This window comes from Candidatus Poriferisodalis sp. (assembly GCF_965208925.1).
Taxonomy (GTDB): Bacteria; Actinomycetota; Acidimicrobiia; order Acidimicrobiales; family Poriferisodalaceae; genus Poriferisodalis.
The window spans coordinates 643,372-664,594 of record NZ_OZ242364.1; the positions used below are offsets into that span (position 1 = coordinate 643,372).

A 21,223-nucleotide genomic window follows, 5' to 3' on the forward strand; every position below is an offset into this window, starting at 1 on the left:
GTCTGTGGACGCTTCGAATCTGGTGCGCACGGGCCCACGAGGGCTCGGACCGGGCGGCGTCGAGGTCGGGCCGCTGGCGCTGGGCCTGTGGCGCTTCACCGGCACCGACGTCGGTCAGAACACAGCGCTGATCGAAGCCGGGCTGGACCTCGGCATGAATCTGGTGGACATCGCCGACGTCTACGGCCTGGACTGGGGCGGCACTGGCTTCGGCAGTTGCGAGGAGAACCTGGGCGCAGTGCTGCGGGCCCGGCCAGACCTGCGCGATCGCATGGTGCTGGCCACCAAGGGCGGCATCGTGCCGCCGGTGCCGTACGACTCGGGCGCTGCTGCCATGCGATCGGCGTGCGAGGCATCACTGTCCCGGCTCGGGACCGACCGCATCGACCTGTACCAGGTGCACCGGCCCGACATGTTCACCCATCCGTCCGAGGTGGCTGCCGCGCTCGACGGGCTGGTTGCCGACGGGCTCGCCGGTGCCGTGGGGGTCTCCAACTACACGCCCGCCCAGACCCGGGCGCTGGCAGCTCACCTGGACGCACCATTGGTGAGCACCCAGCCGGAGTACTCGGCCGCCTGCCTGGACCCGCTGAGAGACGGCACGCTCGACCTGTGCTCGGAGATGGGCATGGTGCCGCTGGCATGGAGCCCGCTCGCAGGCGGGCGACTCATGGCTCCGGGCCCGCTGGCAGGCGGGCGACTCACCGAGCAGGCCGACGAGAACGGCGGCGTGCGGCCCGAGTTGCTCGCCACGCTGGACCGGCTGGCCGAGCGGGAGGGCGTCGACCGGGCTGCGGTGTGCGTGGCCTTCGTGCTGGCGCATCCGACGGCGCCGGTGGCCATTGTCGGCAGCCAGCAGCCCGATCGGCTCCGAGCGCTGCAATCAGCGCTCAGCGTGCAACTCGATCGCAACGACGTGTATGACCTTGTCGAAGCCTCCGAAGGTCAGCCATTGCCGTGAGCGACGGCACGCAAGAGGCCGAGGACGGAGGCGAAACCGCGGCCCGAGCGGCCCGTGGGCCGATGCGATTCGGTGTCATCGGCACCGGCATGATGGGCATCGAGCACATCGCCAACGTGATCGCGCTCGACGGCGCTGAGGTCTCGGCGTTGTGCGACGACTGGGAGCCGTCGCTCAAGGCGGCCCAGCACGAGCTGGCGTGCCACGGGCTCGACCCGGTGCCGGAGTTCGAGAACCATCGGGAGCTCCTGGACGCAGGGTTGTGCGATGCCGTGGTGGTCGCAACGCCGAACCACCTGCACACCGACATCGTCCTGGACGCGGCGGATGCCGGCGTGCCCCAGCTCATCGAGAAGCCGCTGGCCACCACGCTGGATGACTGCCGCCGCATCATCGACGGCGTCGCGGCGCTCAGGGCTGACGCACCGCTGGTGTGGGTGGGTCTCGAGTACCGCTACATGGCGCCTGTGGCTGCGCTGATCTCCCAGGCGCACGCCGGGGTGGTCGGGCAAATCCGCATGGTGGCCATCCGCGAGCACCGCTTCCCGTTCCAGCCGAAGGTGCGCGACTGGAACCGGTTCAATCGCAACACCGGCGGGACGCTGGTGGAGAAGTGCTGCCACTTCTTCGACCTCATGCGGCTCATCGTTCCGAGCGAGCCGGTGCGCGTCATGGCGTCGGGCGCGCAGGATCTGAACCACCTCGACGAGCGCTACGGCGGCGAGACGCCCGACATCTTGGACAACGCCTTCGTCATCGTCGACTTCGCCTCCGGCGCCCGGGCGCTGCTGGACCTGTGCATGTTCGCCGATGCCACCCGCAACCAGGAAGAGCTGTCGGTGGTGGGCGATGACGGCAAGCTCGAAGCACTGATCCCCGACGATGTGCTGCGAATCGGCGTACGCGAACGCGACTGGATCGGCAACGTGACCGAGCAGCAGATCGCCAGCACCGCGCCCGTGACCGGCCACCACCACGGCTCGTCGTACATCGAACTGGAGCGCTTCCGCGACGCCGTGCTCACGTCGAGCCTCGCGGAGTGCACCCTGGCCGACGGGCTGTGGTCGGTGGCCCTCGGCCGCGCCGCCCACATCTCGATCGACGAGGGCCGGCCCGTGCAGATGAGCGAGCTGCTCACCCCTGCGGAGCTGGGCCAGTGACTGCGGCCCAGCTTGCGGAGCCGCAGCCATGAGCACAGCCCCGCCGGAGATCGCCTGGTTCTCGGCACTGTGCGACGACGACTACGAGTTCCTGGGCGTGCCCGATCCGACCTTGGCCAGCACGTGGGAGCACTGCGCGGACATCGTCACCACGGCTGAGCGCAACGGCTTCGACAATGTGCTGCTGCCCTCGGGATACACCCTGGGCATCGACGCCACGGCGTTCGCTGCAGGCATCGCCACGCGCACCGAGCGCATCAACCTGCTGCTGGCAGTGCGCATGGGCGAGCTGTGGCCGCCCCAGCTCGCACGCCAGCTTGCATCCATCGACCAGATGGCGGGAGGCCGTCTCACCATCAACATCATCTCCAGCGACCTGCCGGGTGCCCCGCTGCCCTCAGGCCCCCGCTACCAGCGCACCCGCGAGTACATGGAGGTGCTGCGGACCCTCCTCGACGGCCAGCCGGTCGACTTCGACGGCGAGTTCGTCTCGGTGCAGCTCGACCCGCCCCGTGTCGGCACCGTCAGCGGCCGCTGCCCGCCCTTCTACTTCGGTGGTTTCTCCGACGACGCCAAGCACACCGCAGCGGTCGCAGCCGATGTGTTCCTCACCTGGCCCGACACGGTTGCAGGCGTTGCGGCAACAGTCAGCGAGATGCGAGACCGGGCGAGCGCAGTGGGGCGTGAGCTGAAGTTCGGCCTGCGGTCTCACGTGATCGTCCGCTCCACCAACTCGGAGGCCATCGACGCCACCCGCCGGCTGGTGAGCCAGCTCGACGACGACACCGGCGCATCGATCCGAGCCCGGGCGCTCGACTCGGCCTCGGTCGGCGTGCAGCGGCAGGCGCAGCTGCGCGACAGCGCCGACGACGACGGCTTCGCCGAAGAAGGCCTGTGGACCGGCATCGGCCGAGCCCGCAGCGGTGCCGGGGCAGCCATCGTGGGCGACCCCGACGAGGTCGCCGCCAAGCTCGACGCCTACCGGGCAGTCGGCATCGACGCGTTCATCCTGTCCGGCTACCCCCACATCGCCGAATGCAACCTCTTCGGCCAACTGGTGCTGCAATCAATCCCGCACCGCAAGCTCTGGAACGCCTGAGAACTCAGGAGCGGATTGCGGCTTCGGTCTCCGAATCGAAGAAATGCAGCTCGTCCACGTCCACGGTGAGCTCGACGGTTGAGCCGGGGCGGGCGGTGCTGCGCGGGTGAACCCTGGCGATGACCATGCGGTCCTCGATCCCCTCGAGCGCGTCGGGGTCGCCCGCCTCCACCGAGGGAGCGTCGAGCGGGAAGTGCAGCAGCAGGTCCGAGCCCAAGGCCTCGGACAGTGACACCTCTGCTGACAGGCGCGGCCTGCCGTTCTCGCCTGCGACCGAGGCGTCCTCGAACGCTTCGGGCCGGATGCCCACCACCACGTCGGCGCCGTCGTAGGCACGCAGCGCCGGTCGCGCATCCAGAACACGCTCGGGCAGATCCAGCACTTGCGAGCCCAGCTGCAATCGCCAGCCATCAGCACCTGAGGTGAGTCGGGCCATGCGCAGATTCATCGACGGTGCGCCGATGAAGCCGGCCACGAAGAGATTGTCGGGGTGCTCGTAGAGGTCAGTCGGGCCGTCCACCTGCTGCAGCACGCCGTCCTTCAGCACGGCGACCCGATCGCCCATGGTCATGGCCTCGACCTGGTCGTGGGTGACGTAGATGGTGGTGGCGCCCAGCCGGTGCTGCAGGGCCGTGATCTCGGCGCGCATCTGCACCCGCAGCTTGGCGTCGAGGTTCGACAGCGGCTCGTCCATGAGGAACACCGCGGGGTCTCGCACGATGGCGCGGCCCATCGCCACGCGCTGGCGCTGGCCACCCGACAGTTGCGCCGGCTTGTTGCCCAGCAGCGGTTCCAGCTCGAGCAGCCGGGCGGCCTCGGTCACACGCTTTTCGATCTCGGCCTTGGGCACGCCGGCCAGTTTCAGCGGAAATCCGATGTTGCGGGCCACGTCGAGGTGGGGATACAGCGCATAGCTCTGGAAGACCATGGCGATGTTGCGGTCCTTGGGCTCCACGTCGTTCATGCGCTCGTCGCCGATCAGCAGGTCCCCGTCGCTGATCTCCTCGAGTCCGGCCACCATGCGCAGGGCCGTGGACTTGCCGCAGCCCGACGGTCCCACGAGCACCAGGAACTCGCCGTCAGCGATGTCGATGTTCAGATCGGTGACGGCGACGAAGCCGTTCGGGTACTTCTTCGTCAGCCGGTCGAGGGTGACCGTCGCCATGCAACCCCCATCTCGGGCGCATACGCCCGCTCGGCTGAGACTAGTCCGCAAGCGGTTGCGGACGTGCCGTGAGGAGGCTGAGCCCGGGGCCAGAGTGGGCCGCGGGGCTCAGCCTCCCTGCGCCCGTGGCAGAATTCGCGCAGTGAGTGCTCGCGACCTTGCCGCGGAAACCGCCGAGCCGTTCGAGGCCGATCCGCACGCCGAGCGCGCCCGCCTGCTCGCTGACCTGGCCCAGGCATACCGCCTGTTCGGGACGCTGCGCTGGGGCGAACTGGGCGACGGCCACATCACCTGCCGCGACCCGCTGCGCACCGACCACATGTGGCTGCTGCGCTGGGGCATGCCCTTCGAGCGGGCGAGCGTCGACGACCTCGTGCTGGTGGCTCCCGACGGCACTGCCGCCGATCAGGACGGCCGGCCGGCACCGATCAACAACGCCGCCTATCACATACATCATCCGATCCATGAGGCGCGCCCCGACATCGGCGCCGCTGCCCACACGCACACCCAGTGGGGCACGCCGTTCTCTGCCGAGCGGCGAATGATCGAGCCGATCAACCAGGAGGCGACCTGCTTCTTCGAGGACCATGGGCTCTTCGATGACGAAGAGGTGCAGATCCTGTCTACCGACGGCGGCAAGCGCATCGCCGCTGCGTTGGGCGACTGCCGCACGGTGATCTTGGCCAACCACGGGCTGCTGACGGTGGGGGCGAGCCCGGCCGACGCGGTGGGCTGGTTCGTGCTCGCCGAGCGCGTGGCCGAGGTGCAGATGAAGGCCCGCGACGCCATCCCGATCTCTGCCGAGGCGGCACGCACTGCGCGCCAGAACCTGACCGAGGGTGACTTCGGCTGGGAGCTGTTCGGATGGGCGACCCACCGCCACCTGCCCCACGAGTTCGCCTGAGCGCAGCGGGCATTTCGCAGAGTGGCAGAACAGTGAACGAGGGTGAGACGACCGACGACGGCGGGTCCGAAGCCGAGGAGGCCGGAGACAGCCGGCTGGGGCCGGCGCAGCGCGCCGCATGGCTCGACGAGCTGAGCGGCGGGCAGGGTGAAGGCCGCGTCGACGTCGTGGTCATCGGCGGCGGCGTCACCGGCGCCGGCTGCGCACTGGACCTGGCGCTGCGGGGCCACAGCGTGGCGCTGCTCGAGCAGCGCGACCTGGCGTCGGGCACCTCGAGCCGCTCGTCGAAGCTGATCCACGGGGGCCTGCGCTACCTGCAGCGCCTCGAGTTCGGTCTGGTGTCCGAGTCGCTCACCGAGCGCCGCCTGCTGCTGGGCCGGCTGGCGCCGCACCTCGTGCGCCCAGTCCAGTTCCTGTACCCCATCCGGCGGGGCTGGCGCGAACGGCTGCGCACCGGGCTCGGCATCGCGCTGTACAGCTTGATGGCCGGTCGCGGGCGCCACGCCCACGGCTCGCACCGCCACCTCGGAGCGCGTGGCACGCAGCGTCTGGCGCCCGGCCTCGACGCCGATGTCGTGCGCGGCGCCATCACCTATTGGGACGGCCAGACCGACGACGCCCGGCTCGTGGTGGCCATCGCCCGCACTGCTGCCGCCCATGGCGCACGCATCCTCACCTCCACCCGCGTGCAGGAGCTGGTGGTCACCGAGGGTGCGGTCCGGGGGGTCATCGCCCACTGCGGCGAGACCGGTCGCACTTTCAAGCTCGACGCCGACGCGGTGATCAACGCCACCGGCGTGTGGACGAGCCAGATCGAGCAGCTCGCCGACCGCGGCGCCCAGCCCCCCGCCGGTTCCCGCACCCGGATCCGTGCATCGAAGGGGATCCACCTGCTGGTGCCGCGCGATCGCATCGACCTGCAGTGCGGCCTGATCGTGCCCACACCGCCCAGCGTGCTGTTCGTGGTGCCCTGGGGCGAGCGCTGGATCATCGGCACCACCGACAGCGACTGGGATCTCGACTACGCCCACCCCGCTGCCAGCAGCGCCGACATCGACCTGCTGCTCGAGCGCCTCAACAGCGTGCTGGCCCGCCCGATCCGCCGCGACGACATCTGCGGCGTCTATGCCGGCCTGCGCCCGCTGGTCGCCGGCAATGCCCCGGATTCGGCTGAGCAGTCCGCCAAGCTGAGCCGCGAGCACACGATCACCCGGGTGGCGCCGGGGCTGGTCTCGGTCGCGGGCGGCAAGTACACGACCTACCGGGTCATGGCAGCCGACACGGTCGAGATGGCGCTCGGCGAGGTGTGGGCGGCACGGGGCGGCACGGCACCGAAGCTTCCCCGTCGCCGCCGTGACGCTGCCGCTCGCCGATCGGCCACGCTGGTCACGCCGCTCGTGGGTGCCGACGGCTACGAGGAGCGGCGACGACGCCACGACGAGCTCGGTGCCCGGGTGGGGTTGAGCCGGGCCGCGGCTGCGCATCTGCTGGACCGCCACGGCGACCGGATCGACGAGGTGATCGAGCTGATCGCCGATCGGCCCGATCTGGGCCAGCCGCTGGCGGAGGGGCTGCCGTACCTGCGTGCAGAGGCCGTGCACGCAGTGCGCCACGAAGGCGCCCTGCATCTCGATGACGTGCTGACCCGGCGGACACGGCTGTCGGTGGAATCGTTCGACCGCGGCGTCGACGCCGCGCAGGACACCGCCGAACTGATGGCCGCTGAGCTCGGCTGGACTCCCGAGACCATCGAGCGCGAGGTGTGGCACTACCGGGCACGAGTGGAGGCCGAGCGGGACAGCCAGAAAAGGCCCGACGACCAGACCGCCGACGCCGCCCGCCTCGGCGCCCCCGACATCCGCCGCTAAGCCTCCTAGATTGACGCGATGGTCGTTGATTACGAAGTCCAGGGGCGGGTGGCGATCTTCACGCTGAACCGGCCCGAAGCCCGCAATGCCATCAGCCACGAGGTGTCGTCGGAGATGGAAGCCCATCTCGACGCCTTCGAAGCCGATCCCGAGGTGTGGGTCGGCATCCTGGCCGGCACCGGCACGGTGTTCAGCGCCGGGGCCGACCTGAAGTCGGTCGCCGCCAAGAAGCCCATCGAGACGGAAAAGGGCGGTTTCGCCGGGCTCGCCCGCTACCCCCGCACCAAGCCGCTGATCGCGGCAGTGGACGGCGCTGCACTGGCGGGCGGCCTCGAGATCGTGCTGTCGTGCGATCTGGTGGTGGCCTCGCCGCGGGCCCGCTTCGGCATTCCCGAGGTGAAGCGGTCGCTGGTGGCCGCTGCGGGCGGGCTGTTCCGGCTGCCGCAGGTGGTGGGCCGCAACGTGGCCCTGGAGCTGGCCATGACCGGCGACCCGATCTCGGCCGAGCGCGCCTTCCAGCTCGGGCTGGTCAACGAGATGGCCGCCGAAGGCGAGGTGGTGCCCGCCGCGATGGCCCTCGCCGACCGGATCATCGCGAATGCCCCCAAGGCCGTGCGTGAGAGCCGCGCCGTGGTGCTCGAAAGCCACGCCCGCTCCGAGGACGACGGTTGGGAGATCACCAAAGGCCATTTCCGCAACATCCTGGGAACCGAGGATTTCCTGGAGGGGCCACGGGCGTTCGTCGAGAAGCGCGATCCTGTGTGGACTGGTCGCTAGCTATCCCGGAGCAACACCATGGCCTACACCGCGCCGACTGACGCATTCAGGTTCGATGAGTTCCGCTCCGCGGTAGAGGGCAAGCGGGTGCTCATCACCGGTGCCGGCAAGGACGGCGGCATCGGCCAAGCGATGGCGCTCAGCGCTGGGCTCAACGGCGCCGACTCGGTCGGCATTCACTTCCATCGCAGCTACGAAGACGGGTTCGACCTAGTCGATCGCCTGCGCGAGGAGGGCGTGCACGCCTTCCCGGTGCAGGCCGACGTCACCAACCTTCGAGACCTGTGGGCCATCCGGAGCTACGTCATCGACCAGATGGGCGGCCTGCCGCCGAACCTGGTGATCTGCAATTCAGGGCTGACCGAATCGGGCTACAACCTCGGGCGCACGCTGCGCCAAGTCGAGGGCGAGTCGTCGTCGCTGCGGCGGGCCCGGGTACGCCAGGCATTCATCGAGAATCTGGAGCAGTCCCGGCTGGTGCTCGACACCAAGGTCGACGGCTTCCTGGCATCGACCCACCTGTGGGCGGGCGAGGCGGTGTATGCCGGCGAGCAAGCCCAGTTCGTGTATGTGTCGTCACGGCAGGCCGTCGACCCCGGCCCGGCGGTGCCCGGCTATGCGCTCAGCAACTGGGCCGTGCTGCAGCTGCCCAAGGTGCTGAAGGTGAACCTGGGCCGCAGCGCCGAATTGGTCACGTGCTTCACGCTGCTGCTGCCGTTCGTGCGCACGGGCATGACGAACGAGTACGCCGGCAACGAGCGGGTCTTCGGACGTTGGCAGCCGCGGATGCTGGAGCCCTGCGAGATGGCCGAAGCGTTCATGGCGCTGCTGGCCCGCCCGACCGACGAGACCGACGGCGCCATGTACGAGCTGATGGTGAGCGCCGCCGAGGAGACTGACCCGGTGGGTCCGCCGGCAGTCGAGCTGGTCTGGCACCAGCTCGCGCTCAACCTCGACGAGCAGCCCGTCGACTGGAGCGCCGCCGACCCGCTGCGCTTCGCCTGAGCAGAAAATAACGAGAGTTAACGAAGTTCGACCTACCAGCATGACGAGAGCCGCACCCCGGAAGGTGCGGCTCTCGTGGGACTAGCGCTGGTGCGCCGAGCTGGACTCAGACCCGCCTCGGACGATTCGATTCCGTCTAGTTCCACCAGCGACCCTAGGGCCACGCCCCAACGATATACAAGCCGATTCTCGATGGATGGCACTCACGACTTGAACAGTTAGCTCCACATAGGTCGTTAGGTTCACTTTACAAACTGCGGAAACTCTGGCTATAGTGCGGCGCCATGTTGAACGTGCCCCCTGCTCACGCCACTTCGCCCACACCATCTCGCCGCTTCCAGCGCAGAGCGACTTGGATAGCGCTCGCTGTCAGCGTCGCCCTGATCACTGCGGCCTGCGGGTCTGCGCGCACGCTGGAAGGGCCCGCTGCGGCGATCTACAACGGCGAGTGCGCCGATGCCGGTGATCGGCAGCTCACCGTCTATTCCGGTCGCACCGAGAATCTGATCCAGCCCGTGCTCGACGCGTTCGAGTGCGAGACCGGTGTCGATGTGGCGGTCCGCTGGGGCGCGTCGACCGACCTGGCGCTGCTGCTGGCAGAGGAAGGCGACCGCACCAGCGCTGACGTGTTCCTGTCTCGCTCGCCGGGTCCCGTGGGCTTCTTGGAGAACAAGGGCCTGCTCGGCACGGTCGACGCAGGCGTCGCCGAACTCGTCGACAGCCAGAACCGTTCCGGCTCACGCACCTGGGTCGGCTTCACCGGTCGCAAGCGCGTGCTCGTCTACAACGTCGACAACGTCGCCGGCGACGAGCTGCCGGCGTCGGTCTTCGACCTCACCGACGAGCGCTACCGCGGCCGGGTGGCCATTCCCGCCACCAACGGCTCCTTCGTGGACTGGTTCACGGTCTTCCGGCACCAGCACGGCGACGACGCCGTCACGCAGTGGCTTGCAGACATGGTGGCCAACGACGCCCGTTACTACCCCAACAACCGGTCCATCGTGGAGGCTGCCGGCCGCGGCGAGATCGACATGGGCCTCGTGAACCACTACTACCAGTACCAAGTGGCCGAGGCCATCGGCGACGGTCACCGCGCGGCGAACTGGGACTTCGCCGGCGACGACATCGGCTCGCTGCTCATCATCACCGCGGCCACGGTGACGGCCTCCAGCGAGCAGACGGACGCCGCCAACGAGTTCATCGCCTACTTGCTGAGCGCACCGGTGCAGCAGTACTTCAGCAGCGAGACGCTTGAGTACCCGCTGGCCGCAGGGGTCGCTCCGGCTGATGTCCTGCCAGCCCTCGTCGGCCCCGAGGTAGGAAGCCTCGACTTCGACTCGCTCGGCGAGGGATTCGCCCGGTCCACCGAGATCATCGAGGCCAGCGGCATCCTGAACGAGTGACACCGGTCCTGACACCGGCCCGATCGGGTGGCTGAGATGATCGCCGCCACCCGGCGGGGACGCAGCACGGCACCGCCGGCGCTGCGCCTCGCCGGCGTGGCGCTGGCATTCCTGTTCGCCTTCCCCGGCGTGTACCTGGTGTACCGGGCGCTGCGCGACGGCACCGGCCCCGACGGCCTGCTGTGGAGCGCCCGCACGCTGGGCCCGCTGTGGCGGTCGCTGCGGCTCGCCGTGTCGGTCTCGGCGTGCGCGCTGGTGCTCGGCACCGGTCTGGCGTGGCTCACCGCCCGCACCGACCTGCCGCTGCGCAGGCTGTGGCGGGTGCTGCTGCCGCTGCCGCTCGTGTACCCGACCTTCGTCGGCGCCGCGGCGTTCATCCGCACGCTCAACCCGGGCGGCCTGGCCAACGACCTGCTCGCCTACATCGGCATCACGACGGTGCCCGAGCTGCGCGGCTTCTTCGGCGCCTGGCTGGTGCTGCTGCTGATGACCTACCCCTACGTGTACCTGCCGGTTGCCGCCCGGCTGCGCCAGCTCCCCGGCAGCCTCGAGGAGAGCGCCCGGATGCTCGGCGACAGTGCCTTCGCGGTGTTCCGCCGCATCTGCCTGCCCCACGCGGGCACCGCCATCGGGGCCGGCACGCTGCTGGTGTTCCTGTACACGCTCAGCGATTTCGGTGCGGTGCAGCTGATGCGCTACGACACGCTGACCCGCGCCATCGCCACGAACCACCTGGCGAACCCGCCGGTGGCGCTGGCACTCAGCCTGATGCTGCTGGTGCTCGCAGCGGCAGTGGTGCTGGCCGAGCGGTGGTTCTCCCGCCGGCTGCCCGATGGCGCTCGCACCGGCTCGAACCGGCCCCTCGACTATCGCTTGGGCCGCTGGAAGACCGTCGCCGTCGCGGCGGTCGGGCTGACCGTGTTCGCGAGCGTGGCAGCGCCCTTCATCGCGCTGGTGGACTGGGCGCAGCGGGGCGTGCTGCGCTCGGTGACCGGCGAGCGGGCGCTCGCGGTCGACTACGGCAGCATCGCCGACGCCACCTTCAACACCGTGTGGGTGAGCGTGGTGGCTGCCGCCATCTCGGTGGCGGCAGTGCTGCCCATCGCCATGCTGGTGGGACGGCACCGGTCCCGCACCGGGTCGCTCGCGCACGCCGTGGTCATCAGCACGTTCGCGCTGCCCGGGCTGCTGATCGCATTGTCGATGCGCTTCTGGGTGCTGCGGACTGACGTGGTGCTGGAGCTGCTCGGCGACACGACCGTGCTGCTGATCTTCGCCTACATCGTGCGCTTCGGGTCGCTGGCCATGGGCATCAGCGTGGTGGCGGTGCGCAGCGTGCCCGATCGGCTGCACGACTCCGCCCGGCTGCTCGGCGCCGGGCCGGTGCGCCGCTTCTTCACCGTGGACGTGCCGGTGATGGGGCCCGCGCTCGGCGCATCCGGGGGGCTGGTGCTGCTGTCGGTGATGAAGGAGCTGCCGATCAGCCTGTTCGTGTCGCCCCTGGACTTCTCCACGCTGACCACCCGCATCTTCGGCTCGTTCGAGGATGCGTTCATCGCCGAGGCCGGGCTGATGAGCGTGATCCTCGTCGTGCTGTCGTTCGCGCTGACGTGGTTCTTCGTGGTCCGCCGCCAAGAGCAGACCTGATACTCAGCGGTGGTCGACCATCACGTGCTCTTTGGCCAGGAACATCACCGAGCGGCCGAAGTCGATGAAGTTGGCCTCGTCCTCGTACGCCCGGCGGGATGCGGCACGGTTCTCGGGGATCGCGTTGCCCATGGCGCTGCGGTCCATCCACACCTCGGCGTGCCCGGTATAGGGCTCCACGGTCGAGCCTCGCGAGCGGTTGACGGCCGCCGTGAAGGAGTGCTCGTCGGCGTGCACCTGCTGGTACCGCAAGATGCCTGACGACTGTGCCTGGCGGCGGATGACGGGCCCGTGATGGGTCCGCCAGTACCACTGCGCCTCGTCGATGCTGAGCGACGGCAGGTGGCGGAAGCTGAAGTACAGCTTCACCAGACTGGAGCGCTCAGTGGCCACGATGTTCTCCGGCGTGGGGTTCACCTGCGGGTACTCGTAGCAGTAGTACGCCGAGGAGTTCTCGATGTCGGCGAAGTTAAGCTCGTCTTCCACCAGCACCCGGTCGAACTCGCGGCCGGCATCGGTGCGCATGGCCTCCAGCATCGACTCCTTCGACTCCCACCAGACCTCAGCGACGCCGTCGTAGGGTTCTTCCATCTGGCCGCGCCGGCCCGGCAGGCGGCTGTGGTCGTCGTCGGTGGTGTGCACCTGGACGTAGCGCAGCATCTTCGCTGTCGCCGAGTGCGATACCACCAGCGGCCCGTGCACGTTCAGCCAGTAGTCCTGCATCTCGGCCCGGCTCATGCCCTTCTTGCGCCGCAGCAGGAACGTGAGTCGCAGCATTGTCCGCCTCCTTGGAGATGAGCCGAGCTTCGCGCAGATCGGGTCGCTTGGCAGACGGCGCGTTCCGACCTGGCGCCGTCGACGCGGTCGTGTTGCCCGCCCCGGCAGTACCAGCCCTGATCGCTGGCGGGGTCCGGTGATAATTTCGACCGAGGTGCCGGTGGGCACCGAGGGGGTTATGCGGCCATGCCGATCACTGAGTTCTTTCCGGGCATCAAGATCGTCGACTCGGACACGCACTGGACCGAGCCGCACGACCTGTGGACCAGCCTGGCGCCCGCCAAGTACCGCGACCTGGTGCCCCAGATCCGCGAGCACGACGGCAAGCGCAAGTGGGTGGTGAACGGCGACATCCCGATCGCGGGCGACTCAGCGGTGTCGGCGATCCTGCCCGACGGCGAGAAGATGCTGGGGCTGAAGTTCCTCAAGCACGACATCGAGATGGTGCACGCCGCCTCCTACGACTGCGACGCCCGCCTCGAGCTGATGGACGCCATGGGCGTGTCGCACGGCATCGTGTACCCCAACGTCGGCGGCTTCGGGAATCAGAACTTCCTGAAGGTGGAGGACCGGGCGCTGCGCATCGCCTGCGTGGAGATCTACAACGACTGGATGGCCGACCTGCAGGCTCGCTCGGGCGGCCGCATTTTGCCGATGGCGCTGGTGCCGTGGTGGGACATCGACGCCAGCGTGCTCGAGGTCGACCGGATGCACCGCAACGGCGCCAAGGGCATCGTGATGTGCTCCAACCCGCACGACTCGGGCATGCCCAACTTCGCCCAGCCCGAGTGGCGGCCGTTCTGGGAGATCTGCGAGGCGCTGGAGATGCCGGTCAACTTCCACATCGGCGCCTCGGAGGGAGACATCGACTGGTCGGGCAAAGTGCCGTACGACACCTGGTCGGGCGATGTGAAGATCTCGCTCGGCGGGGCGGCGATCTTCCTGGGCCAGCTTCGCTGGATGGTGAACCTGCTGGTCAGCGACGTGCCCGAGCGCTACCCGAACCTCAACTTCGTGTCGGTGGAGAGTGGCGTCGGCTGGATCCCGTTCCTGCTCGACGCGCTCGACTACCAGTGCGGCGAGACCGCGCCCGAGCATCTGGCGCACCTGTCGATGAAGCCGTCGGACTACTTCCGGCGGCAGTTCTACGGCTGCTTCTGGTTCGAGTCCCAGACGCTGGCGCCAGCCATCGACCACATCGGGGCCAGCCAGATCATGTTCGAGACCGACATCCCGCACCCCACGTGCCTGTACCCGAAGAGTGTCGAGCGGGTGCGTGATGCGATCGGCAGCCTCGACCCCGCCGTGCAGAAGCAGATTTTGCAGGACAACGCCGCCCGGCTCTACAAGATCGACGTGTAGCGGCCGGCGCGGCCAGCGCCGCGAGTGCCGCCGATGCTTCAGGTGGCTACGCGGCGGGGCGGGCGCCGCGGCTGAGGCAGTCGGCGCCCCAGCGGGCCATGTCGGCGTCGAGGTCGAGCGGGACGTTGCGGGGCGCGTCGGGTTCGTAGAGCTCCGGCGGCACCTCCCACATCACCTCGAACTCGATGCCGTCGGGGTCGTGGCAGTACAGGCTGCGGCTGACGCCGTGGTTGTTCTCGCCGACCAGCACGCCCATCTCGGCCAGCCGAGTCTTGGCGTCGGCCAACTCGGCCAGCGTGGCCACTTCCCAGGCCAGGTGATACAGGCCCACGTGGCGGGCCGGCGCACCCTCGCCGGCAGCATCGAACAAGCCGAGGTCGTGGTCGGTATTGGAGTCGGGTGACGCCATGAACACCGCTGTGCCGTAGCGGTTCGCGACTTCCAGGCCGAGCGCCTGTTCGTAGAAGCGAGCCGATGCCTCCGGGTCGTTCACCCACAGCACCGCATGTCGCAAGCCCAGCGTGGCCACGCGACGGATCGTACCGAGCAGCCCGCGCGCCGTCTGCCCGGTCCCCAGCGGGGCTCAGTTGCGGCGGGCGTCCTTGTAGGGGATGTCCTTGGCGTCGTCTGGTTCTTTGGGCAGGCCCAGCACCCGTTCGCCGATGATGTTGCGCTGGATCTCGTCGGTGCCGCCGGCAATCGACATGGCCGGCGTGGACATCAGAATCTCCGACACGATGCCGTCGGCGTTCGAACCAGGGCCGACCAGCATGCCCATGGAACCGGCGATCATCGTGTGGGCCACATGGCAGGCCCGGGCCGTCACCGACATGTTCAGCTTGGTGAGCGAACCCTCCGGGCCGGGCGGCTTGCCGGCAGCACGGGCAGCCCGGGCGCGCTGGGTGGTCCACGACGCGATGCGGCGCAGCGTCTCGACCCGGGCGATCTGCTGGCGGACTACGGGGTCGCTGACCCGACCGGTGCGCTGCGCTTCGGGGACCACCAGGTTCGCCCGGCCGGCTCGCTGCGGGTACCACTTGTAGGTGGCGAAGTACTCGTCGCTCTCCTGCTTCGCCCGCTCGACCGTCGGGCCGCCGTCGGCCGGGTAGCGCGGGCGGCGCGTGGCCACCGCGGCCCGCTCGTGGGTGAGCGTGGTGAGGCCGATGCGCCAGCCGTCGCCGGGGTTGCCGACCAGCTCGTCGCCGGGCACCCGGGCATCCTCGAAGAACACCTCGTTGAACGTGGCGTGGCCGTTCATCTGGCGCAGCGGGCGCACCTCCACGCCGGGCTGGTCCATCGGGATCAGGAAGTACGAGATGCCTTGGTGCTTGGGCACGTCCCAGTTGGTGCGCGCCATCAAAATGCCGAAGCGGGCCTTGTGCGCTCCCGAGTTCCACACCTTCTGCCCGTTGACGATCCACTCGTCGCCGTCGCGGTCGGCTCGGGTCACCAGTCCCGCCAGGTCTGAGCCGTTGGTGGGCTCGGAGAAGAGCTGGCACCACTTGTGCTCGCCGGTGAGGATCGGTCGCAGGTGGCGCCGCTTCTGATCGTCATCGGCGTGGGCCAGCAAGGTCGGCGCGACGAGATACATGCTGACGCCCGCCGCCACCCCGACTGCTCCGACCGCGTCGAACTCGCGGGCCACCACGGCATCCATTGACGGCGGCAGCCCGCGCCCGTGCCACTCGACGGGCCACGACGGCGTGCCCCACCCGGTGTCAGCCAGCAGATTGCGCCACTCGATGAGCGGCCGCTCACGTTGCCAGTGCTCTTCCAGCCACGTGCGGGCTTCGTCACGAACCTCGTCGACGCTCGCCATGCGCGCAGCGTAGAACCGAAGCCCAAGCGCCGCCCGAACGGCAGCAGGTTCATGGTCCGTGACGGCTCGGTGCCGGTGTTCCTTCCATGACCGTTTCACACAATCATTCCACTGTGAGATGATGATTAATATTCATTGTCTAACGACGAATAAGTGGGTAGTATCACGCGTGTGATCTACGAAGTGCCCGACATGACAGCCACCGACGCGGCTGTCGCGGATGAAGTCGAGCATCTGCGGGAACAGCTCAGGCCGTATCTGCGCATGCGACGACGTTGGTACGGCACCCTTCGTCGCGCCCAATTCGCGCGCGCTGTTCAAGGCTCAAACTCGATCGAGGGGTACCACGCCAGCGTTGAGGATGCGGCCGCTGTCATCGACCACGATGAACCGATCGCCGAGGTGTCCGAAGACACTGTCAGCGCTGTGGCCGGCTACCGCGACGCCATGACCTACGCGCTGCAACTCGCTGCCGGGGTGTCGCCGCGAGATCGGCTTCGCGACTCATCGGCACACGACGCAGCAGGCTCCGAGTCGGGAAGCTCCTGGGCCCCGCCGCTGCCGGTCGACCTGTCGACGCTCCGGTCACTGCACTTCATGATGATCAAGCACGACCTCGCCCACTACCCGGGTCAACTTCGTCCAGGTGCGATCTGGGTTGCCGACACCGACGGCGAGTCGGTGTATGACGCCCCGGAGCGCCAAGTCATCGAAGTCTTGCTCGGTGAATTCTTCGAGCAGTGCGACGACCTCTTCTCCGATGACACTGTGCCGACGATGGTTGCTGCCGCAATGGCGCACCTCAACTTGGTGCTCATCCATCCATTCAGCGACGGAAACGGCCGGATGGCGCGCTGCGTGCAGACCCTGTTGCTCGCCGCAGCCGCCGTGCGGGACGACGATCCGCTCGCGCCGGAATTCCTCAGCATCGAGGAGTACCTCGGACGCAACACCGTGGACTATTACGCAGCGCTCAGTGCAGTCGCCGGTGGTCGATGGTCGCCGGAGCGCAGTGCGCGCCCCTGGATCGAGTTCTGCTTAACGGCACACCTTCGCCAAGCGCGCACTGTGCTGCGCCGGGTGCTCGAATTCGAAGTGCTGTGGGACGCGTGCAGCCAACTTGCGCAGCAGCGCAATGTGCCAGAACGAACTGTCGGCACGCTGTGCGACGCAGCCCGCGGATGGACAGTGCGACGGTCGCTGTACCTCGCTCGGACCGAGACGACCGATGGGGAGCCAGTCAGCAGCGGCATGGCTTCACGGGATCTCCAGACAATGGTGAGGGCCGGATTGCTCACGCCGGTCGGCGACAAGCGCGGAAGGAAATATCGTCCTTCAGAAGATCTCGCGGACATCTGGCGGCAGATCCGCAGCATGCGACTCACGCGGGACGACACCGACCCGTACCAAGACGCGCAGCCTCAGCTCTTCTAGACGAACCTGCGGGTCGGCTGTCACGCCCGCACGACTCGCAGGCCGGCGTTACGTTGAGCCGATGGATCTGGGACTGGCTGGCCGGCGTGCGGTGATCACCGGCGCATCGAAGGGGATCGGGCTCGGCTGCGCCGTGGCGCTGGCCCGTGAGGGCTGCGATATCGCGCTGGCCGCTCGATCGGCGGACGTACTGGCGCAGGCCGCCAATCAGGTGCAGGAGGAGGCGCCTGGGGCGGCCGTCACGACGCACGCCGTCGACCTGTCGACGCCGGAGGGCCGGCAGACTCTGCTTGGCGAGACCGGCTGCGATGGCGGCGGTGCTGGGCTGGTCGACATCTGGGTGAACAACGCCGGGGCGATTCCCGCCGGCGACATCGTCACGGTGGACGACGCGACCTGGCGCGAGGCCTGGGACCTGAAGGTGTTCGGCTACATCGACCTGTGCCGCGCGCTCCTGCCGTTGATGACATCTCGGGGCAGCGGAGTCATCGTGAACGTCATCGGCGTGGCGTCGCTGCGACCGCAGCCGTCGTACATCGCCGGCGGGGTGGGCAACAGCGGCCTCGTCGCCATGACCGCTGCGCTCGGCAGCCGGAGCCTGCGCGACGGCGTGCGCGTGGTGGCCGTCAATCCCGGCCTGATCATCACCGACCGGATGGGCGACATGCTCCGCCGCCAGGCCATCGACGAGCTCGGCGACGAGTCGCGCTGGGAGGAACTGATCCCCGCCGATCCCGCACCGGGCACGGTGGAGCAGGTGGCCGATGTGGTGGCCTTTCTGGCGTCTGACCGGGCGAGTCACGTCAGCGGCACGTCGATCACCATCGACGGCGGCGCATCCGCTCGTTGAGGAAGTCGCTGCCCGGCGGGGTTTCAGCGGCTCGCTAGTGTCCGGCGGCAAGCGGGACAGGGGAGGCAGCCATGGACGTGCCCGACTTTCGGACGGTGTCGGTGGAGGCGCTGGCGGCGATGGTGCGAGACCGCACGCTCACGGCTGCGGCGGTCACCGAGCGCGCGCTGGGGCGCATTGAGGCGCTGAACCCACAGCTCAACGCGTTCGTGGCGCTCGACGCCGAGGATGCACGCCGCCAGGCCGCGGCGATCGACGAGCGGCTCGATGCCGGTGAGGATGTGGGGCCTCTGGCGGGCATCCCGATCGGGGTCAAAGACCTCGCCGACGCCGCCGGATTCGTCACCACGCGGGGGGCGATGCACCTGCGTGACAGCCCGCCGGTCGCTGCCGATTCCACCGAGGTGGCGCGCATGCGGGCTGCGGGCGCGGTGATCCTCGGCAAAACCAACACGCCCGAGTTCGGCTGCATGGGCGACACCTACAACAACGTCTTCGGCCCCACGTGGAACCCGTGGCAGTCCGGCCGCTCCCCCGGCGGATCATCGGGCGGCACGGCGGCGGCGGTGATGTCGGGCATGGTGCCGGTGGGCACCGGCTCCGATGGCGGGGGCTCCATCCGCATCCCCTCGGCCATGTGCGGAATGTCCGGTCTCAAGCCCAGCCACGGGCGTGTGCCGAGCGGTCCGCCCCCGCTGGGGCTGCTGGATCTGTCGTGCGTCGGCCCCATGGCCCGCCGCATCCGGGACGTGGCGTACTGCCTCGATGCGCTGGTCGGACCTCATCCGTCTGATCTGCGCAGCCTGCCGGCACCGACCGAGTCATGGCGCGCTGCGCTCGACGATCCCCCGCTGCCCTCGAGGGTGCTGTGGGCACCTTCATTCGACGGCGGGCCTGTGGACTCGGAGATCGTGGCGTCGTGTGCGGCAGCGCTGGAGCTACTGGCTGCCGAAGGTGTCGAGGTCGTCGAGATGGGGACACTGTTCGATCCAGCCGATGCGGTGTCGCGGGCGTTCGTGCCGCTGTTCTTGATCGGGGCCATGGGACCTGCATTCCGGCCGCTGCTGGGCACGCCCGCGTGGGGCGACATCACCGACTGGCTAGCCGTGGCGCTGGAGGAGATGTTCGAACAAGTGACGGTGGACACACTGGCTGTGGCACGGCAGCAGTGCGGGGAGATGTCGGTACGGCTCGGTGAGGTGATGGCTGGGTTCGATGCGATGTTGCTGCCCACGATGGCGGGCCAAACACCAGTAGTCGGCGGCGACGGCACCGTCGACGGGGTCGAAGTGGAGAACTGGGTGCGCTTCACTCCGCTGGCCAACCTCACCCGGCGTCCGGCAGGCACGGTGTGCAGCGGTTTCACCAGCGACGGCATGCCGATCGGGCTGAGCGTGCTGGGCCACCAGACCGACGATGTGGGTGTGCTGCAGACCATCGCTGTGCTGGAGGACCTGCTGGGCCTCGACCCCATCCCGCCGGAGCTCGAACTCGACTGAGACAGCTTTGCCGGTGCGCCCGGGCGGGGATCACAGGGTTACGTTGGGCCGGTGGATGCGGACGAGGTGATCGAGCTGTTAGGGCTCGTGCCGCTCCCGGGCGAGGGCGGCCAGTGGGCCGAGACGTGGCGTGACGAGCACTCGACGGCCATCTACTTCCTGCTGCAGCCCGACGACTTCTCGGCGCTGCACCGGCTGGACAGCGTGGAGCTGTGGCATCACTACGCCGGCGCTGCAGTGGACATGCTGCTGCTGGAGCCCGGCGGGAAGGTGACGCGGCCGCGGCTCGGAGACGAATTGGCGGCCGACGAGCGGCCGGTTGTGGTTGTCGGGGCAGGCACCTGGATGGCGGCGGAGACCGCCGGGGACTGGTCGCTGGTGGGCACCACGATGGCACCCGGCTACCACGAGGCCGGATTCGAGCTCGGCGGCCGGGCCGAGCTCGCCCACGCATATCCCGAAGCTGCCGCCGATATCGAACGCCTCACACGGGAGGACCCCGGAGATGGCTGAGCAGGACGAGCTGCCGCCGCCGGACGAGCTAATCCGATTGGACGGTCGGGTCATCGTGGTGACCGGAGCCGGCGGGGGCATCGGCTCCGGCATCGCCCGCCGGCTGATGGCCGCCGGTGCCACCGTCGTGGCCCATACCCGCTCGTCCCCGACCGACCATCTGGTGGACGCAGATGGGCAACCCGTGGCATCAGTGCAGGCCGACCTGGTCGAACCCGATGCGCCCCAACGCGTCGTGGATGCCGCGCTGAGCGCGTGCGGTCGCCTCGATGGGCTCGTCAACAACGCCGCCATCCAGCCGCTCGTGCACTTCGCCGATCTGAGCGACAGCGACTGGTCCGAGATGATCGACGTCAACCTGACGGCGGCGCACCGGCTGACGCAGTGCGCGGCCGCCGCCATGCGGGAACTCGGTGCGGGCGGATCGATCGTCCACATCGCCTCGATCGAGGGGCACCAGCCCACCGACCTGCACGGCCACTACGCGACGGCCAAGGCGGGTCTGCTGATGCACGCCCGAGCGGCCGCAGGCGCCTACGGCCCCGACGGCATCCGCGTCAACAGCATCTCGCCGGGCCTCATCGACCGTCCCGGTCTCGACGACGACTGGCCCGAGGGCGTGGCCCGCTGGCACGAAGCGGCTCCGCTGGGCCGGTTGGGCACAGCCGCAGACATCGGCGATGCATGCGTGTTCCTCTGCTCGGACTTGGCACGGTGGATCACCGGGGTGGATCTGGTGGTCGACGGCGGCGTGCTCACCCGGCCGACGTGGTGACGCCGCAGCCTGCCGCTCGCTGTCACCGCTGACCGCAGCTCTTGGTTGTCACACCCCCCTGGTGCACTGCGGGAAAGACAACGTGCACTCAAGGGCACGCTTCACAGAAGCGGAGAAACCACCATGGACACCTCGACAGAGTCTCGGGCTCGTGCCGGCGATTGGATGCTCGCGATCGCTGTGGCGCTGGCCGGCTGCCTGCTGG

At 68.9% G+C, this 21,223-nt stretch carries 19 protein-coding genes; 15 read left to right on the plus strand and 4 right to left on the minus strand.

Annotated features, from left to right (window positions below; all coding sequences use genetic code 11):
- Positions 1 to 4: 4 nt before the first annotated feature.
- Genes ACOGI5_RS02685 through ACOGI5_RS02695 form a run of 3 tightly spaced genes read left to right on the plus strand, consistent with a single transcriptional unit; the run spans position 5 to position 3,220 of the window.
- Entirely contained in the window at positions 5 to 961 is a 957-nt protein-coding gene (locus tag ACOGI5_RS02685) for an aldo/keto reductase (RefSeq protein WP_419862934.1), read from the plus strand.
- The gene (locus tag ACOGI5_RS02690) at positions 958 to 2,121 is read left to right on the plus strand and encodes a Gfo/Idh/MocA family protein (protein ID WP_419862935.1); all 1,164 of its coding nucleotides are present in this window, start codon (positions 958 to 960) and stop codon (positions 2,119 to 2,121) included. The genes ACOGI5_RS02685 and ACOGI5_RS02690 overlap by 4 nt, the downstream gene beginning before the upstream one ends.
- A gap of 28 nt (positions 2,122 to 2,149) precedes the next feature.
- The gene (locus tag ACOGI5_RS02695; RefSeq protein WP_419862936.1) at positions 2,150 to 3,220 is read left to right on the plus strand and encodes an LLM class flavin-dependent oxidoreductase; all 1,071 of its coding nucleotides are present in this window, start codon (positions 2,150 to 2,152) and stop codon (positions 3,218 to 3,220) included.
- 4 nt (positions 3,221 to 3,224) lie between these two features.
- Here ACOGI5_RS02695 and ACOGI5_RS02700 read toward each other — a convergent pair whose 3' ends face one another.
- Positions 3,225 to 4,385: an ABC transporter ATP-binding protein gene (locus ACOGI5_RS02700; RefSeq protein ID WP_419862937.1), complete on the minus strand. Its 1,161-nt coding sequence runs from the start codon at positions 4,383 to 4,385 to the stop codon at positions 3,225 to 3,227.
- 142 nt (positions 4,386 to 4,527) lie between these two features.
- Between ACOGI5_RS02700 and ACOGI5_RS02705 the strand changes: the two genes are divergently transcribed.
- The 6 genes from ACOGI5_RS02705 (at position 4,528) to ACOGI5_RS02730 (ending at position 11,989) form a co-directional block, all read left to right on the plus strand.
- A complete protein-coding gene (locus ACOGI5_RS02705; protein ID WP_419862938.1) occupies positions 4,528 to 5,289 on the plus strand; it encodes a class II aldolase/adducin family protein in 762 nt (253 codons plus the stop codon).
- 32 nt (positions 5,290 to 5,321) lie between these two features.
- Positions 5,322 to 7,157 (plus strand): glycerol-3-phosphate dehydrogenase/oxidase, encoded by a 1,836-nt coding sequence (locus tag ACOGI5_RS02710; protein ID WP_419862939.1) that lies wholly within the window; start codon positions 5,322 to 5,324, stop codon positions 7,155 to 7,157.
- Between the two features lie 18 nt (positions 7,158 to 7,175).
- The gene (locus ACOGI5_RS02715; protein ID WP_419862940.1) at positions 7,176 to 7,934 is read left to right on the plus strand and encodes a crotonase/enoyl-CoA hydratase family protein; all 759 of its coding nucleotides are present in this window, start codon (positions 7,176 to 7,178) and stop codon (positions 7,932 to 7,934) included.
- 18 nt (positions 7,935 to 7,952) lie between these two features.
- The gene (locus ACOGI5_RS02720) at positions 7,953 to 8,939 is read left to right on the plus strand and encodes an SDR family NAD(P)-dependent oxidoreductase (protein WP_419862941.1); all 987 of its coding nucleotides are present in this window, start codon (positions 7,953 to 7,955) and stop codon (positions 8,937 to 8,939) included.
- Between the two features lie 284 nt (positions 8,940 to 9,223).
- Entirely contained in the window at positions 9,224 to 10,342 is a 1,119-nt protein-coding gene (locus ACOGI5_RS02725; RefSeq protein WP_419862942.1) for an extracellular solute-binding protein, read from the plus strand.
- Between the two features lie 36 nt (positions 10,343 to 10,378).
- Entirely contained in the window at positions 10,379 to 11,989 is a 1,611-nt protein-coding gene (locus tag ACOGI5_RS02730; protein WP_419862943.1) for an ABC transporter permease, read from the plus strand.
- A 3-nt stretch (positions 11,990 to 11,992) separates the two neighbouring features.
- Here ACOGI5_RS02730 and ACOGI5_RS02735 read toward each other — a convergent pair whose 3' ends face one another.
- A complete protein-coding gene (locus ACOGI5_RS02735; RefSeq protein ID WP_419862944.1) occupies positions 11,993 to 12,766 on the minus strand; it encodes an EthD domain-containing protein in 774 nt (257 codons plus the stop codon).
- Between the two features lie 186 nt (positions 12,767 to 12,952).
- Here ACOGI5_RS02735 and ACOGI5_RS02740 point away from each other — a divergent pair, with 186 nt between their 5' ends.
- Positions 12,953 to 14,128 (plus strand): amidohydrolase family protein, encoded by a 1,176-nt coding sequence (locus ACOGI5_RS02740; RefSeq protein WP_419862945.1) that lies wholly within the window; start codon positions 12,953 to 12,955, stop codon positions 14,126 to 14,128.
- A 46-nt stretch (positions 14,129 to 14,174) separates the two neighbouring features.
- Here the strand turns inward: ACOGI5_RS02740 and ACOGI5_RS02745 are convergent, their stop codons facing one another.
- Together ACOGI5_RS02745 and ACOGI5_RS02750 are read right to left on the minus strand one after the other, a co-directional pair.
- Complete coding sequence (locus tag ACOGI5_RS02745) at positions 14,175 to 14,657, minus strand: VOC family protein (protein ID WP_419862946.1); 483 nt, start codon at positions 14,655 to 14,657, stop codon at positions 14,175 to 14,177.
- A 54-nt stretch (positions 14,658 to 14,711) separates the two neighbouring features.
- Complete coding sequence (locus ACOGI5_RS02750) at positions 14,712 to 15,947, minus strand: acyl-CoA dehydrogenase family protein (RefSeq protein WP_419862947.1); 1,236 nt, start codon at positions 15,945 to 15,947, stop codon at positions 14,712 to 14,714.
- Positions 15,948 to 16,118: 171 nt separating this feature from the next.
- Between ACOGI5_RS02750 and ACOGI5_RS02755 the strand changes: the two genes are divergently transcribed.
- The 5 genes from ACOGI5_RS02755 to ACOGI5_RS02775 all read left to right on the plus strand — a co-directional run bounded on the left by ACOGI5_RS02755 (position 16,119) and on the right by ACOGI5_RS02775 (position 21,018).
- Positions 16,119 to 17,381 (plus strand): Fic family protein, encoded by a 1,263-nt coding sequence (locus tag ACOGI5_RS02755; RefSeq protein ID WP_419862948.1) that lies wholly within the window; start codon positions 16,119 to 16,121, stop codon positions 17,379 to 17,381.
- Between the two features lie 61 nt (positions 17,382 to 17,442).
- Positions 17,443 to 18,231: a short-chain dehydrogenase/reductase gene (locus tag ACOGI5_RS02760; protein WP_419862949.1), complete on the plus strand. Its 789-nt coding sequence runs from the start codon at positions 17,443 to 17,445 to the stop codon at positions 18,229 to 18,231.
- 71 nt (positions 18,232 to 18,302) lie between these two features.
- Complete coding sequence (locus ACOGI5_RS02765) at positions 18,303 to 19,730, plus strand: amidase (RefSeq protein ID WP_419862950.1); 1,428 nt, start codon at positions 18,303 to 18,305, stop codon at positions 19,728 to 19,730.
- A 51-nt stretch (positions 19,731 to 19,781) separates the two neighbouring features.
- Positions 19,782 to 20,243 carry a cupin domain-containing protein gene (locus ACOGI5_RS02770; protein WP_419862951.1) on the plus strand — a complete coding sequence of 154 codons (462 nt, stop codon included), beginning with the start codon at positions 19,782 to 19,784 and terminating at the stop codon, positions 20,241 to 20,243.
- Positions 20,236 to 21,018 (plus strand): SDR family NAD(P)-dependent oxidoreductase, encoded by a 783-nt coding sequence (locus ACOGI5_RS02775; protein WP_419862952.1) that lies wholly within the window; start codon positions 20,236 to 20,238, stop codon positions 21,016 to 21,018. Before ACOGI5_RS02770 ends, ACOGI5_RS02775 begins: the two co-directional genes overlap by 8 nt.
- Positions 21,019 to 21,223 lie beyond the last annotated feature (205 nt).